The sequence below is a fragment of the Aeromonas sp. 3P genome (assembly GCF_051919745.1).
GTDB classification, from domain to species: Bacteria; Pseudomonadota; Gammaproteobacteria; order Enterobacterales; family Aeromonadaceae; genus Aeromonas; species Aeromonas veronii.
This window is the reverse complement of sequence record NZ_JBQBED010000001.1, coordinates 346,745-361,614: the sequence shown is the minus strand read 5'-3', so window position 1 is coordinate 361,614 and position 14,870 is coordinate 346,745. Positions and strand designations below refer to the sequence as shown.

General features: G+C 60.0%; 12 protein-coding genes and 1 pseudogene. 9 read left to right on the top strand and 4 right to left on the bottom strand.

Annotated elements, in window-relative coordinates:
• The first annotated feature begins 213 nt into the window (after positions 1-213).
• From nrdA to yfaE, 3 genes are all read left to right on the top strand, one after another.
• A complete protein-coding gene (gene nrdA / locus ACTG19_RS01560; RefSeq protein ID WP_439988632.1) occupies positions 214-2,481 on the top strand; it encodes a class 1a ribonucleoside-diphosphate reductase subunit alpha in 2,268 nt (755 codons plus the stop codon).
• An 80-nt stretch (positions 2,482-2,561) separates the two neighbouring features.
• Positions 2,562-3,695 (top strand): class Ia ribonucleoside-diphosphate reductase subunit beta, encoded by a 1,134-nt coding sequence (gene nrdB / locus ACTG19_RS01555; RefSeq protein WP_005336708.1) that lies wholly within the window; start codon positions 2,562-2,564, stop codon positions 3,693-3,695.
• On the top strand, positions 3,692-4,015 hold the full coding sequence (gene yfaE, locus ACTG19_RS01550; protein WP_219263875.1) for a class I ribonucleotide reductase maintenance protein YfaE: 324 nt from the start codon (positions 3,692-3,694) through the stop codon (positions 4,013-4,015). The genes nrdB and yfaE overlap by 4 nt, the downstream gene beginning before the upstream one ends.
• A gap of 118 nt (positions 4,016-4,133) precedes the next feature.
• On the opposite strand, the gene mltA is transcribed toward yfaE, so the two are convergent.
• On the bottom strand, positions 4,134-5,285 hold the full coding sequence (gene mltA, locus ACTG19_RS01545; protein ID WP_019445143.1) for a murein transglycosylase A: 1,152 nt from the start codon (positions 5,283-5,285) through the stop codon (positions 4,134-4,136).
• A gap of 150 nt (positions 5,286-5,435) precedes the next feature.
• Here mltA and ACTG19_RS01540 point away from each other — a divergent pair, with 150 nt between their 5' ends.
• On the top strand, positions 5,436-5,687 hold the full coding sequence (locus ACTG19_RS01540; RefSeq protein ID WP_113739505.1) for a DUF1289 domain-containing protein: 252 nt from the start codon (positions 5,436-5,438) through the stop codon (positions 5,685-5,687).
• Between the two features lie 100 nt (positions 5,688-5,787).
• Here the strand turns inward: ACTG19_RS01540 and fruA are convergent, their stop codons facing one another.
• Genes fruA through fruB form a run of 3 tightly spaced genes read right to left on the bottom strand, consistent with a single transcriptional unit; the run spans position 5,788 to position 9,598 of the window.
• Complete coding sequence (gene fruA, locus ACTG19_RS01535; RefSeq protein WP_113739504.1) at positions 5,788-7,512, bottom strand: PTS fructose transporter subunit IIBC; 1,725 nt, start codon at positions 7,510-7,512, stop codon at positions 5,788-5,790.
• Entirely contained in the window at positions 7,509-8,498 is a 990-nt protein-coding gene (gene pfkB, locus ACTG19_RS01530) for a 1-phosphofructokinase (protein ID WP_113739503.1), read from the bottom strand. Before pfkB ends, fruA begins: the two co-directional genes overlap by 4 nt.
• Positions 8,498-9,598 (bottom strand): fused PTS fructose transporter subunit IIA/HPr protein, encoded by a 1,101-nt coding sequence (gene fruB / locus ACTG19_RS01525; protein WP_113739502.1) that lies wholly within the window; start codon positions 9,596-9,598, stop codon positions 8,498-8,500. Before fruB ends, pfkB begins: the two co-directional genes overlap by 1 nt.
• Before the next feature lie 296 nt (positions 9,599-9,894).
• On the opposite strand from fruB, the gene cra reads away from it, so the two are divergent.
• The 5 genes and pseudogenes from cra (at position 9,895) to ACTG19_RS01500 (ending at position 14,823) form a co-directional block, all read left to right on the top strand.
• Positions 9,895-10,881 (top strand): catabolite repressor/activator, encoded by a 987-nt coding sequence (gene cra, locus ACTG19_RS01520; protein ID WP_162628382.1) that lies wholly within the window; start codon positions 9,895-9,897, stop codon positions 10,879-10,881.
• A 558-nt stretch (positions 10,882-11,439) separates the two neighbouring features.
• The gene (locus tag ACTG19_RS01515; protein ID WP_439988631.1) at positions 11,440-12,633 is read left to right on the top strand and encodes an aromatic amino acid transport family protein; all 1,194 of its coding nucleotides are present in this window, start codon (positions 11,440-11,442) and stop codon (positions 12,631-12,633) included.
• 253 nt (positions 12,634-12,886) lie between these two features.
• Positions 12,887-13,444, top strand: a pseudogene (locus ACTG19_RS01510) (hypothetical protein).
• A 225-nt stretch (positions 13,445-13,669) separates the two neighbouring features.
• Entirely contained in the window at positions 13,670-14,056 is a 387-nt protein-coding gene (locus ACTG19_RS01505; protein ID WP_439988630.1) for an MAPEG family protein, read from the top strand.
• Between the two features lie 116 nt (positions 14,057-14,172).
• On the top strand, positions 14,173-14,823 hold the full coding sequence (locus ACTG19_RS01500) for a hypothetical protein (RefSeq protein ID WP_439988629.1): 651 nt from the start codon (positions 14,173-14,175) through the stop codon (positions 14,821-14,823).
• Positions 14,824-14,870: the final 47 nt, after the last annotated feature.

The window sequence follows — 14,870 nt, the reverse complement described above, 5'->3', positions numbered from 1 at the left end:
TGATGGGGCAAGACTCACAATTTATCCACAGCTCGTCACTTATCCACACATTGCAATGGCGGGCTGACCTCACTATCTTGTAGCTCGAACTTAAAATAACACTACATCTTGTGATTCATCGCACAATCTCTACCCAACTCCCGCACACCGCCGGAGCCTGGGTGGCGCCATTGTGCGATGGTTTTTCGGGAATCAACTGAAGGTCATCAGCCAATGAACTTGTTTGTGACGAAGCGTAACGGACACAAAGAACCCATCGATCTGGATAAAATTCACCGCGTGCTGGACTGGGCCGCCGAAGGGCTCGACAACGTGTCGGTCTCCCAGGTAGAGCTCAAGTCCCACATCCAGTTCTATGACGGTATCCGTACCGCCGACATTCACGAAACCATCATCAAGGCGACGGCTGACCTCATCTCCGAGCAGACCCCTGACTACCAGTACATGGCCGCCCGTCTGGCCATCTTCCACCTGCGCAAGAAGGCCTACGGCCAGTTCGAACCGCCCCACCTCTACCAGCACGTGGCTCGTCTGGTCGACATGGGCAAGTACGACAAACACCTGCTGGAAGACTACACCCAGGCTGAATTCGAAGAGCTGAACGCGCACATGGATCACTGGCGCGACATGGATTTCTCCTACGCGGCGGTCAAGCAGCTGGAAGGCAAGTATCTGGTACAAAACCGTGTCACCGGCGAGATCTACGAGAGCCCGCAGTTCCTCTACATCCTGGTAGCGGCCTGCCTCTTCTCCAAGTACCCGAAAGATACCCGTCTGGACTACATCAAACGCTTCTATGATGCGGTCTCGACCTTCAAGATCTCCCTGCCGACCCCGATCATGAGCGGTGTGCGCACCCCGACCCGTCAGTTCAGCTCCTGCGTACTGATCGAGTGCGACGACAGCCTGGATTCCATCAACGCCACCGCCAGCTCCATCGTGCGTTACGTTTCCCAGCGCGCCGGTATCGGCATCAACGCTGGTCGCATCCGCGGTCTGGGCAGCCCCATCCGTGGCGGCGAAGCGTTCCACACTGGTTGCATCCCCTTCTACAAATACTTCCAGACTGCCGTGAAGTGCTGCTCCCAGGGCGGCGTGCGCGGCGGTGCGGCGACCCTGTTCTACCCGCTGTGGCACACCGAAGTGGAAAGCCTGCTGGTTTTGAAGAACAACCGCGGCGTGGAAGAGAACCGTGTCCGTCACATGGACTACGGCGTGCAGATCAACAAGCTGATGTACCAGCGCCTCATCAAGGGCGGTGACATCACCCTGTTCTCCCCGTCCGATGCGCCGGGTCTGTACGATGCGTTCTTCGCGGATCAGGACAAGTTCGAAGAACTCTACGTCAAGTACGAGCAGGATCCGGCCATTCGCAAGAAGACCCTCAAGGCCGTCGATCTCTTCTCCCTGATGATGCAGGAGCGTGCCGGTACCGGTCGCATCTACATCCAGAACGTGGATCACTGCAACACCCACAGCCCGTTTGATCCGAGCGTGGCGCCAGTGCGCCAGTCCAACCTCTGCCTCGAGATTGCGCTGCCGACCAAGCCGCTCAACAACATCGACGACGAGAACGGCGAGATCGCCCTGTGTACCCTCTCCGCCTTCAACCTGGGTGCCATCGAGAAGCTGGAAGATCTGGAAGAGATGGCCGATCTGGCCGTACGCGCCCTCGATGCCCTGCTCGACTATCAGGACTACCCGATTGCCGCCGCCAAGAAGGGCAGCATGGGTCGTCGCACCCTGGGGATCGGCGTCATCAACTACGCCTACTACCTGGCCAAAAACGGTGCCCGTTACTCCGACGGCTCCGGTCTGGCGCTGACTCACCGTACCTTCGAGGCCATTCAGTACTACCTGCTGAAAGCCTCCGTGCAGTTGGCCCGCGAGTTCGGCCCCTGCCCGCTGTTTGGCGAGACCGCCTACGCGCAAGGTATCCTGCCCATCGACACCTACAAGAAGGATCTGGATGCGCTGTGCAACGAGCCGCTGCATCTGGATTGGGAAAGCCTGCGCGAAGAGATCAAGTCCGTGGGCTTGCGCAACTCCACCCTGACCGCCCTGATGCCGAGCGAGACCTCCAGCCAGATCTCCAACGCCACCAACGGTATCGAGCCGCCGCGCGGTCTGGTGTCGGTCAAGGCCTCCAAAGACGGCATTCTCAAACAGGTGGTGCCCGAGTATGATCGCCTGAAAGATCAATACGAATTGCTCTGGAAGCAACCGAGCGTTGACGGCTACCTGCAGCTGGTCGGTATCATGCAGAAGTTTGTGGATCAGGCGATCTCCGCCAACACCAACTACGACCCTGCCCGTTTCGAAGGCAACAAGGTCCCGATGAAACAGCTGCTCAAGGACTTGCTGACCGCCTACAAATACGGCCTCAAGACCCTGTACTATCACAACACCCGTGATGGTGCAGACGATGCCCAGACCGACCTGCAAGATGACGGTTGCGCTGGCGGGGCTTGCAAAATCTAAGTCACGGCAAGAACTGATAACCGGGCGGGAGCATGAAGCTCCCGCTCTCCTGTTTTCTCTATTCACATATTCTGGTAACCATGGCCTATTCAACTTTCTGCCAAACCCAAAACGACCAGCTCAAAGAGCCGATGTTTTTTGGCCAATCGGTCAACGTAGCCCGTTATGATCAACAAAAGCACGAAGTGTTCGAGCGGCTGATCGAGAAGCAGCTCTCCTTCTTCTGGCGTCCGGAAGAGGTGGATGTCTCCCGTGATCGCATCGACTATCAGGCCCTGCCACCCCACGAGCAGCACATTTTCATCTCCAACCTGAAGTACCAGACCCTGCTGGACTCCATTCAGGGTCGCAGCCCCAACGTGGCGCTGCTGCCGCTGGTCTCCATTCCGGAGCTGGAAACCTGGATTGAGACCTGGGCCTTCTCCGAGACCATCCACTCTCGCTCCTACACCCATATCATCCGCAATATCGTCAACACCCCCGCCCAGGTGTTCGACGACATCGTGACCAACGAGCAGATCTTGAAGCGCGCCGGCTCCATCAGCCACTTCTACGACGACCTGATCGAAGCGACCGCCCTCTACAACCTGCATGGTGAAGGGACCCACACCGTCGCTGGCCGCGAAGTGACCATCACATTGCGCGAGCTCAAGAAGAAGCTCTATCTCTGCCTGATGAGTGTCAACGCGCTGGAAGCAATTCGCTTCTATGTCAGCTTCGCCTGCTCCTTTGCCTTCGCCGAGCGCGAACTGATGGAAGGCAACGCCAAGATCATCAAGATGATCGCCCGCGACGAAGCGCTGCATCTCACCGGCACCCAACACATGCTGAACCTGATGCGCACCGGCCAGGATGACCCGGAGATGGCCGAGATCGCCGCCGAGTGCGAACAGGCCTGCTTCGAGATCTTCAAGGAAGCGGCCATTCAGGAGAAAGAGTGGGCCGAGTACCTGTTCCAGGACGGCTCCATGATCGGCCTGAACAAGGACATCCTCTGCCAATACGTGGAGTACATCACCAACTTGCGCATGAGCGCGGTCGGCCTGCAGCCAGCCTTTGCCGGCACCAAGCAGAACCCGATCCCCTGGATCAACACCTGGCTGTCATCCGACAACGTGCAGGTCGCGCCGCAAGAGGTAGAGGTCAGCTCCTATCTGGTCGGTCAGATCGACAGCGAAGTCAATGCCGACGACCTGGGTGATTTCGAGCTGTGAGTGACGCCACCAACACGCTGACCCCTGCCCCGCACGCACCTGCCGAACAGCATGCGGTCGTGGCACCACGGGTACATACCCGGGATGGTGCCGTGCTGCACGCCCATCCCGGCGAAAGCGTGTTGGAGACCCTGGAGCGCCATGGTCATCATGTGGAATTCCAGTGTCGCAGCGGCTATTGCGGCGCCTGCCGCACTCCGCTGATGGCTGGCAAGGTGCACTATCCTGCGATGCCGCTGGCATTCGTCGCCCAAGGGGAGTGCCTCCCCTGCTGCTGCAAACCGGTCGGCGCCATCCGGCTGGATATCCAGAAGAGCTGACGCAGCCACAGACTGGCAACTCGCACAAAGTAGAAAGCCGCCGGAGCAATCCGGCGGCTATTTTTGTCTCTTCACATTGCCTGGGCGCCCGATGACAGACGCCCAAACCCTCAGAGGATTACAACCAGGGGGCGGCAGTCGGCCCGTGGTGCAGGCCCAGCTTCCAGACACGGCCAAAGTGCTTGTAGTGACCGGCCGCGACACCGGCCTTCTCACCCATGCCGTGGTAGAGATCGAGGTGCCCCTTCTTCACCGCCCCGCCCACATCCAGCGCAATCAACAAGCGCAGCTGATGCTTGCCGGTCCAGTTGCCCTCTTTATCGAGCAAGGGGACTTCGGCGAGGATCGGGGTCCCCATCGGTAGCAGGGTCTTGTCGGCGGCAACAGCCGCCAGCGGCAGCAGCGGGATACCGGCTGCGCCGATCACGTCATTGGTGGGGCGACGCTCGAAGAAGACATAGGAGGGATTCTGCTCCACCAGCTCCTTGACGCTCTCCTCCGGTTGACGGTTGGCCCACTCCTTGATGGCCTTCATCGACATCTGCTCTTTGGGCACTTCACCGCGGTCGATCAGTACCCGGCCGATACTGACGTAACCGTGGCCGTTCTTGCCGCTGTAGCCCAGATATTGCAGCCGATCGTCATCTCCGTAATGGACAAAGCCGGAGCCCTGCACATCCATCAGGAAGTTGTCGATAAGGGATTTGCTGTAACCCAGCTCCAGCCCGCGGTTGGCCAGGGCCCCCTGATGGATCTCGGCCCGGGTCGGACAGCGACCGCCACATTTGGGCATGGCATAGATGGGATATTTGTACTTGGCATCCGGGCGGTGGCGCACTTCCAGCACCGGCGAGTAGTAACCGGTAAACAGCACGTTACCCATGCGATCGGCACCGCCCAGCTGAGCCAGGCTGATACCGTAACGGGTGATGTCGGCAGGATTGCCGCCGCCCGCCACCCAGCGGGAGAGCTGGTGATAGAGCTCGCCATAACGGCGGGTCATCTTGCCGGAGCGCTCCAATACCAGTCTGCTTTGCGGGCCAAACTTGCTGTAGTCGGCACGCGCACGGCTATTGACCCGCTCTACCCTCACCAGATCCTCTGGCAAGGTCCCGTCCAGATACTGCTTGCCCAGATTTTCCGGCACCTCGCAGTTAAGAAAGCATCTGTTGTCGGTCTGTTTTTTGGGCACTTCTGCTTTGTCAGAGTTGCCCGCACAACCGGCCAGTCCCAGCACTGCGGCGGTCAGCCAGTACGCGTGTTTGTTCATATGTCCTCATATAACGCCAAGAGCCATGCTCGGCGGGGAAGATGCCAAATTTGCAGGGGGAAAGCAAACGACATCAATCACTTGAAGCAGGATTTCTCCAAAGGGGATCCGCTGGGTTATAACAAGGTGACAGGATGTGCGAGGTGATGGATGGAACAGCTCGAAATATTCCCGCTGCAGAGCCCCTGCATCGGGGTCTGCGAAGTGAACAACAAAGGCTACTGCAAGGGGTGCCTGCGCAATCGCGACGAGCGTTTCAATTGGCTCGCCATGACCCCCGCCCAGCAGCAGGATGTGATGCGTCTGTGCCGCGCCCGCAAGGCGCGGGTTGAGGCTGCGCGGCGCAAAGCGCTGGAAGGAGCGCAACCCCAGTTGCCAGAACAACAAGGCTGGGAGTTTTAACCACTCCCTATCTTCCCCTCACAGGTTACCTATCCTCCCGACAAAACAAAAAGCGGCCCAAGGCCGCTCTTGGTTATGACGTGTTACCAAGGGGCGAGGCTTATGCCGTGGCCAGCTTGGCCTGCTCTTCACCGCGCTTGAGCATGGCGTAGGAGACACCGGTCAGCAGCGAGCCTGCGGCAATGGCAACGATATACATCATGACGTTGCTGATGGCGTGCGGGATGAAGAGCACGAACAAACCGCCGTGGGGTGCCATCAGCTCGCAGCCGAACAGCATGGAGAGCGCACCGGTCAGGGCGCCGCCGACCATGCAGGCCGGGATAACGCGCATCGGATCCTTGGCGGCAAACGGAATGGCCCCCTCGGAGATGAAGCACAGACCCAGTACGAAGGATGCTTTGCCCGCTTCCTGCTCCGCCTTGATGAACTTGGTACGGGCCAGGAAGGTGGCAATTCCCATCCCCAGTGCCGGCACCATACCGGCGGCCATCACAGCAGCCATGGGGGCATAGGTTTTGGAGGCCAGCAGGCCGACACCGAAGGCATAAGCCGCCTTGTTGACCGGGCCGCCCATGTCAAAGCACATCATGGCGCCGATGATGACCCCCAGCAGCACGGCGTTGGCAGAGCCCATGTTGTTGAGGAACTCGGTCATGGCATTCATGATGCCGGCCACCGGGCCACCCACTACGTAGATCATCACCAGGCCGGTAAACAGGCTGGCAAAGAGCGGAATGATCAGGATCGGCTTGAGCGCTTCCAGGGTATTCGGCAGACGTACCTTGTCGCTCAGGTATTTGGCACTGTAACCGGCTAGGAAACCGGCCACGATGCCGCCAAGGAAACCGGCACCCAGCGAGCTTGCCAGCATGCCGCCGATCATGCCGGGAGCGAGACCCGGGCGGTCAGCGATGGAGTAGGCAATGTAACCGGCCAGCACCGGGATCATCAGGGCGAAAGCGGAGCCACCACCGATCTTCATCAGGGCAGCAGCCAAGGTGCCTTCCACCTTGAACGCTTCGATACCGAACACAAACGAGAGCGCAATGATAAGGCCACCCGCCACCACCATCGGCAGCATGAAGGAGACACCGGTCAGCAGGTGCTTGTAGGGGCCGGCTTTTTCCTCTTTCTTGGGCTGGCTGGCACCGCTGTGGCGATAGAGTGTCGCCTCGTTCCACGCCTTGTCGAGCTCGGCGCGGGTTTTCTTCAATGCCGCGCCGGTGCTGGTGCGATAGACCGGCTTACCGTCAAAGCGCGCCATGTCCACCTCGATATCGGTGGCGAGGAACACCAGATCGGCAGATGCAATCTCCTCGGCGGTCAGGGCATTCTGGGCACCGACCGAGCCTTGAGTCTCGACGCGGATCTGGTAACCCAGCTGTTTGGCCATGGTCTCCAACGCTTCTGCCGACATAAAGGTGTGGGCAACGCCAGTCGGGCACGCTGTCACTGCCACGATGCGCTTGCCAGCAGCGGCCGGTTTGGCGGCAGCAGGCGCGGCTTGATGGCGATAGAGGCTGGCGCCGCTGTCGGCTGCTTCCAGCAAGGCAGCCGGATCCTGCAGGGCGAGATCCATGCTGCCCTGATAGACCCGCTTGCCATCATAGGCAGCGAGATCCACTGGGGCACTGGCGACAACCAGCACCAGATCGGCGGCAGCAATCTGCTCCTTGCTCGGTACTTGGCGGGGCTGCACGCTGGAGCCGACGTCGAGGGTGAGTTCCCAGCCAGCCAGTTTGGCCTGCTGTTCTATCCGTTTTGCAGCGAGAAAGCTGGTGGCAATGCCCGCCGGGCAAGCCGTAACCAAGATTGCTTTCATTGGGCATCTCCTGAGTTTTCCATTGAGGGGGTATGGCATTGAACCGGTGCCAGCGCTTCCAGACGCTCTAAACGCACCTGTTCAAGCAAGGGGTTGAGCACACTGATATCGTTAAAACCGACCGCAACCTGACTGACCGCCAAGGCCGAGACGGCGGTGGCCAGCCGCAGGGTCTGCTCCGGCGCCCAGCCAAGGCTCAGACCATGGGCGAGACCGGCCACCAGGGAGTCGCCAGCACCGACCGTGCTGACCACCTGCATCCGCGGCGGAATGGCCTGCCAGACGGCATCCGGGGCAAACCAGATGAGGCCATCGGCGCCGTTGGAGATCACCACGTTGGGGATGCCGCTTGCCTGCAGCGCGCGGGCACACTCGGCCTGCTCGCTCAGGGTCTTGATGGGTCGACCCACCCACTGGCTCAGCTCCTCCAGATTGGGTTTGACCAGGGTCGGCGCCGCCTTGATCCCTTCGCTTAAGGCCGCGCCGCTGCAATCGAAGATCACCTGCTTGCCTTTGGCCTTGAGCAGGCGGATCAGCTGAGCGCAGTAATCCGGGGCCACCCCTTTGGGCAGGCTGCCCGCCAGCACGAACCACTCTGCATGCGGAGCCAACTCGTCGATGGCCTGCTCCAGCGCGCTCACCTCCCCTTGCTCGATGGTGAGCCCCGGCAGGTTGAGATCGGTGACCTGACCAGACTGCTCGGAAATCTTGACGTTGATGCGGGTGCTGCCAGCGACACGGACAAAGTGATCATCAAGCGCGCGCTCGGCAAACAAGGAGACAAAGCTCTGCTCATTGTCAGCGCCCAGCCAGCCGGTGACGCCTACGTCGCGGCCCAGATCCTTGAGCACCATGGCGACATTGATCCCCTTGCCCGCCGCGCGCAGGTTGGCCTCGCTCACCAGATTGACCTCACCAAGGCTCATCGCCTCGAGGCGGGTGGTGAGATCGAGGGCGGGGTTGAGGGTAATGGTGACAATCTTCATCAGTGTGCCCCCTCGCCGAGACCAGCGGCGATCGCCTCACCGATCCCCTTGAGGGCGGCTTCGGCATCAGCCCCTTCGGCGCGAAACGCCAGACGGTGCCCGCATTTGACCCCAAGACCGATCACTTTCATCAGGCTCTTGGCGGAAACCGCTTCGCCGCTGCCATCCAGATTGGCCACCCGGATGTCGGATGCAAACTCTTTGGCCACCTTGACCAGCATGGCGCCGGGACGGGCGTGCAAGCCGTGGGGGTTGATGATGGTGAAGGTTTCACTAAGACCGCTGGCGGGGCCCGCCTGCAACATGGCAAGCCCCTCGCCGCCCGCCAGCGTTGCCAGCTGACCAGCGGCTGCCAGTTTGGCCAGATTCTCCAGTTGCGGCAGATGGCCGCTATCTGCGGCGCACAGTAGCAGCATGGCGCTGACCGGCAGCTCCCCTGCGTGAAGTTCGCTGCTCGGGGTGGCCAGCACCCAGCCAGTCTGGGCCGCTTGCGCCCGCGCCAGCCAGATGCCCTCGCCCAGATAGGCCGGTTCGCTTGCTAGCAGCGCGCTCACCATGGCGGCATCGCCCCAGCCCGCAGACTTGGCGCGGGCGGCTGCTCCCAGCAGCAGTTGGTCGCGATCATCGGCCGGGAAGTCAGCCAGGGTCAGGTATTGCACCTCTTTGGCGGCAGTGGCACCGGTCAGGATGTTGATGATGGTGTCGGCATCGGTGGCCTCTTTGAGCTGAGCTGCCGCCTGCTCGTCACCCAGCACATGGGTGAGCTGGCGCAAAATGCCCAGATGCTCGTCGGACTTGGCGGCGATGCCGATGGCGACGTAGGCGATCTGCCCCTCGTCCCACTCGATGCCATGAGGGAATTGGGCCACCATGACGCCGGTGCTCTTCACCAGATGACGGGTATCGGTGGTGCCGTGGGGAATGGCGATGCCGCTGCCAAGATAGGTGGCATGCTGCGCTTCACGGGCCAGCATCCCATCCACATAGCCCGCTTCCACCAGACCGGCTTCGGTCAGTTTGCCTGCCAGCAGGGCAATGGCGTCCGACTTGGTCGCCACCGACTGCCCCAGCAAGATCTGCTCTCGCGCCAACTTCAACATAGAGACTCTCCATCAGGTTCCGGCCGCGCCGGTACGTCACAATTGAACATTCGGATAACTCGCCAGCTGACAATAGACCCGAACACGGTTCACTGTGATCGGGGCCCGATTTTCAGGCCACTGGGTCTCTTCGTTGCTGACAGGCTGAATCGTTTCACTTACACTCAGACTGAATCGTTTCAGCGAATTGATCAAGTACCCACAAAGAGTGCTTTTCAATGATATGATCCCGCGCACACTTTTCGGTGCCCTCACCCGGCAGTGACCGTGGGCCTTGCAACTCAAACAGAGCCAATATGATGAAACTGGATGAAATCGCCGCCCTCGCCGGTGTCTCGCGCACCACGGCAAGCTATGTGATCAATGGCAAGGCCGACCAATACCGCATCAGTCAGGCTACCCGCGACAAGGTGATGGCCGTGGTCACCGCCCACAACTATCAGCCGGACAGCCGCGCCGCCTCCCTGCGCGGCGGCCAGACCAAGACCCTCGGCTTTATCCTGCCCGACCTTGAAAACGCCAGTTACGCCAAGCTGGCCAAACGGCTGGAACAGGGGGCTCGGGCGCAGGGCTATCAGCTGCTCATTGTCTGCTCGGAAGATGATCCCGCCACCGAAAAAGAGCTGGCCCAGATGCTGGTGAGCCGCCATGTGGATGCCCTGCTGGTGGCCAGCTGCCTGCCGCCGGACGACCCCTTCTACGGTAAATTGCAGGCGCAAGGCAGCCAGATCCTCGCCATCGACCGGGCGATGGCCGCCGACAAGTTCGTCACCGTCGCCAGTGAAAACGAGAAAGCGAGCTTTGATCTCACCAGCTCCCTGCTTACCCCGACCTTGCGCCATATCGCCTTGATCACCGCGCTGCCGGCACTCACGATCAGTCAGGAGCGCAAAGCCGGTTTCGAGCAGGCGGTCGCCAGTCATAGCGCGGCTCGCCACCTGTGTGAGGGGAATCACTTCTCCCGTCTTGAGGGGTATCGCCTGATCAAAGATCTGCACCAGCAGCTGGGCCAGTTGCCCGAAGCGCTGATCACTACCTCCTATATCCTTATGGAGGGGGTACTCGACTACCTGCTGGAGCAAGAGATCGACATGAGCCAGCTCGCCATGGCCACCTTCGGGGACGATCGCCTGCTCGACTTCCTCCCCTTTGGCATCAACTCCCTGCCCCAGCAGCACGACGCGCTGGCCAACCAGGCGCTGGAGCTAGCGCTCAAGGCGGTGAACGGCGACTACCAGAGCGGGCTGCACTATGTGAGCCGCACCCTCAAGCGCCGTCGCTAACCTGACCGCAGCAGACCCGATTTGCTGTCAATGGGTGGGTAAAGCGAACAGATGACAATAAGGCTGCCAGCATCGGCAGCCTTATTGTTTTCCCCCACAACCCTACCCGCCCGCTTTACTTTCTCTACCGTCTGGCCGACTAAACAACCGGCCTCTACACTCTTTTCACCCCGCAACTAAACGCCAACGCCAGGACAAGGCACTCCCCCATCCGTGCAGCAACCATTTGGCTGACCTGTATCAATGAGCCCCTGCCAGTCATTTTTTCGGTGATTTTTTCTGCAATTAGCTATCACTGTCATCATTTATTTCCACTTGTTGCCACAAGCCAGCACAAGATCCGTATAAAAGGGGTTGTTTCCGCTATTTTGATCCGCTAACGTGGCAACCACCTTTTACAACTGACAGGTTTTAGGTACAGATGTTCCCGTTCCGATATTGCTAGCCTCCGGCCCTATCACCGGAGGCTCCTTCTGATAACGCCAATCGGCCCCTCTTGTTGACGTCACTGCTGACATCGCCTGTTTGCACTGACACCGCTACGTTCGGATGGATAACATGAATACCAAAACCCTGGGTTGCACCCTGTTGATTGCCGGCACCACCATAGGCGCCGGCATGCTGGCCCTGCCGCTGGCCTCCTCCTCCCTCGGCGGCCCCGCCACCCTGATGTTGATGGTCGGCCTCTGGGCCCTGATGGCCTTCACCGCCATGCTGCAAGTAGAGGCAAGCCTCAACACCGGCAAATGGTACCTGCACCAGCTGGCGGACCATCTGCTCGGCCCCTGGGGCAAGCGCATCGCCTCCTTCTGTATCCTGATGCTGTTCTACTCGCTGGCCTCCGCCTACATCAGCGGTGGCAGCAGCCTGCTGGCACAGGCGCTGGCCGATGCGGGCATGACCCTGACCCAGGAGCAGGCCGCCTGGGCCTTTACCCTGCTGTTTGGCGGCATGGTCTGTGTTGGCACCCGCTCGGTGGATTACCTCAACCGGCTGATGTTCACCGTCAAACTGGTGATCATGGTGGTGGTGCTGGCGTTGCTGCTGCCCCGCACTGAAGGGCAGCATCTGCTCTCGATGCCGCTGGGTCAGGGCCTGTTGCTGGCGGGCCTGCCGGTCATCTTCACCTCGTTCGGCTTTCACGGCTCCATTCCGAGCGTGATGCTCTACCTCGGTGACTGCCCAAAACAGCTGCGTCGGGTCTTTATCTGGGGCTCAGCCCTGCCGCTGATCCTCTACGTGCTGTGGCAGGTGGCGATCCTCGGTCTGCTCGGCCAGCAAGCCCTGCTGCAAACCGGCGGCGCGCTGGACAGCCTGCTGGCCAACGTCGGCAAGCTGGTGAGCTGGCCTGCGTTTAATCAGGCGATGCACCTGTTTGCCGATCTGGCGCTCGCCACCTCCTTCCTCGGGGTAACGCTGGGACTGTTCGACTTTATGGCCAAGGTGACCCGCCGCAAGGACAACTGGCAGGGCCGCAGTCAGACTGGCCTCATCACCTTTGTGCCGCCATTGCTGTTTGCCCTCTACTTCCCGCAGGGCTTTATCATGGCCCTCGGCTACGCCGCCATTGCGCTGGCGATCCTCGCGGTGCTGCTGCCGGTGGCGCTGGTGTGGCAGAGCCGCAAACAGGCGCCTGCCCACCACTACCGCGCCCCGGGTGGCGTAGTGGCGCTGGGTGTGGCCGCCGCCATGGGCGTGCTGATTGTTGGCGTCCAGATCAGCGTCAGCCTTGGAATGCTGCCAGCGCTGTAATCCCCGATACTGAATGCCCCAAATAGCCAAGCCCCGCCAATTAACTTGGCGGGGCTTTTTGTTGGAAAAGAAATCAAGTTGGATACAGGCATCCGCCATTAATTAAGACAGCGCCCCTTACCAAACAAACACCCAAACCTTCAGCTATATACCGACCTTTTTACTACCCAACCCTGAATAATCAGTTCAAAAACCGTTCATGCCCCTTCGCTACACTGCCCGCTCGTTTATCGCTATCAGGAGTTTGAAAACAATGATGTTGCACCTCAAGAAGAGCACCCTTGCCCTCGTCCTGCTTGCCGCCAGCGGCGCACTCAGCGCCGCCGAAATCGCCAACAACAATATTACCGAGGCGGAGATCAAGGCCGCGCAGGATGGTTAGGGCGCGGCGCTCATCAAGATAAGCGATGACTATCGCGCCGGTGGGATTGAGCGCGCCAAGGCGACCGCCGAGTCGGTGCTCGACAGCGCCTACGGCTACCAGCAGGGGCCGGTGCTGTTCAAGCCGACCCTTGCCGGTGGCGTGCAGACCTTTCGCACCAACCGCGAGGGGGCGCTGGCCTACTTTGTCGGCAACAACAGCGCCTACCCCACCGACAAAGGGTTCGCCCTGAAAAACTGGCAGAGCTATCGCTATGACAATGCCGCCCTCTATATCAACGGCGACATGGCGCTGACCATGGGCAAGGTGCATCTGGTAGATCGCGACAACAAGGAAACTACAGTCGACAAGACCTGGGGTTTCAAGAAGGGGGATGATGGCAAGGTGCGCATCGTGCTGCACCACTCCTCCCTCCCTTATGAGGGGTAATGACGGGGCCCTGCTCTGCCCACCATCAATATGATCAAAAAACAGCCCTGCCACCTCGGCAGGGCTGTTTTTTTTGCGCCTGCGCTTGGCCGATGGCGAGTGAGTGGATGACGGTCGTGCTAAGGCAGTTTGCTGCTACCCTCAAGGCAAGCCATTGAGATGCCGAGCAATATCGCGTCTCTGAACACCAGCCACTCGATATCATCACACAAGGAGCCAGATACCATGACCATACTGCCTGTTTACGCGGCCCTGCTCGCCCTGTTGTTTGTGTTGCTGAGCATTCGAACCATTCGCACCCGCCATAGCCGCAAGGTGGCGCTGGGGCATGGGGATGACCCCGCCATGCTGCGGGCCATGCGGGTGCATGCCAACTTTGCCGAGTATGTCCCCCTCGCCCTGCTGCTCATCTATTTCGTCGAAACCAGCAACCAGACCCCCTGGCTTATCCATCTGCTGGGGAGCGCCCTCTTGCTTGGCCGCCTCTGCCACGCCTTTGGCATGAGCCGCACGCCGGAGAACTTCCGTTATCGGGTTGTGGGAATGGGGCTGACCTTCACAGTGATCCTGGTGAGCGCTGCCCATATCCTGATCACGGCGCTGCGCCCCTGACCCGGCCGTCACGAATAGCTGGCGAAGCGGTCTGGCAGCCATCCCCATCGGCTATTCTTTACTGCACAGATAGTCGCAACAGTTCTGCTTGAATAAGCCCGATTCAGGAGTGCGATATGAAGTGGATTGGCTGGTTATTGCTTGTCGGGCTGATTCCCGTTGCCCACGCAACCCCGCTAAAGCTGGCGGCAGCGGTCGAACACACAGCGATATTGCGCCCTTTTATTCATGACTGGTTTGGCCGGGCCGGCATCGACTTTCAGTTGATCCCCTGCACCTATGCCCGCTGCGAAAAGTTGATTGAGGCAGACCATGCCGTCGATGGCGATATGGCCCGGATAAAGGGCTTTGATCAGACCTATCCCCACTTGCTGCAGATCGGTGCCCCCATCTCGGAGGCGGCGATTTATGGTCAGCCACGGGATAACCCGAGCTGGCCCCCTGCCAAGGATACCGTGATTGGCTGCCTGCGCGGCATCCAGTGGTGCGAGCGCTTCCTCGGCAACTATCAGGTCATCTGGTTGAACGATGAGAAGCAGGGGCTTGCCCAACTGCATCGAGGCAAAGTGGATTGGCTCATCAAGATGCGCCCCGCCTCTCAACCTGCACTGGCGTCCCCCTGGCAGAAGATCACCAAAGAGCAGGTCTTTCTCTACCTCGATAAAAAGCACCGGGCGGAAATTGCGGCCCTGCTCAAGGTACAGCTGGTGTTTATCAACAACGGGCGCTGGTTGGCGATGCAAAAGCAGTACCTCTCCGCCATCTAGTGCGGTTCTCACAGCACCACACAGTGCCGATTACATGGCTGAAAAAA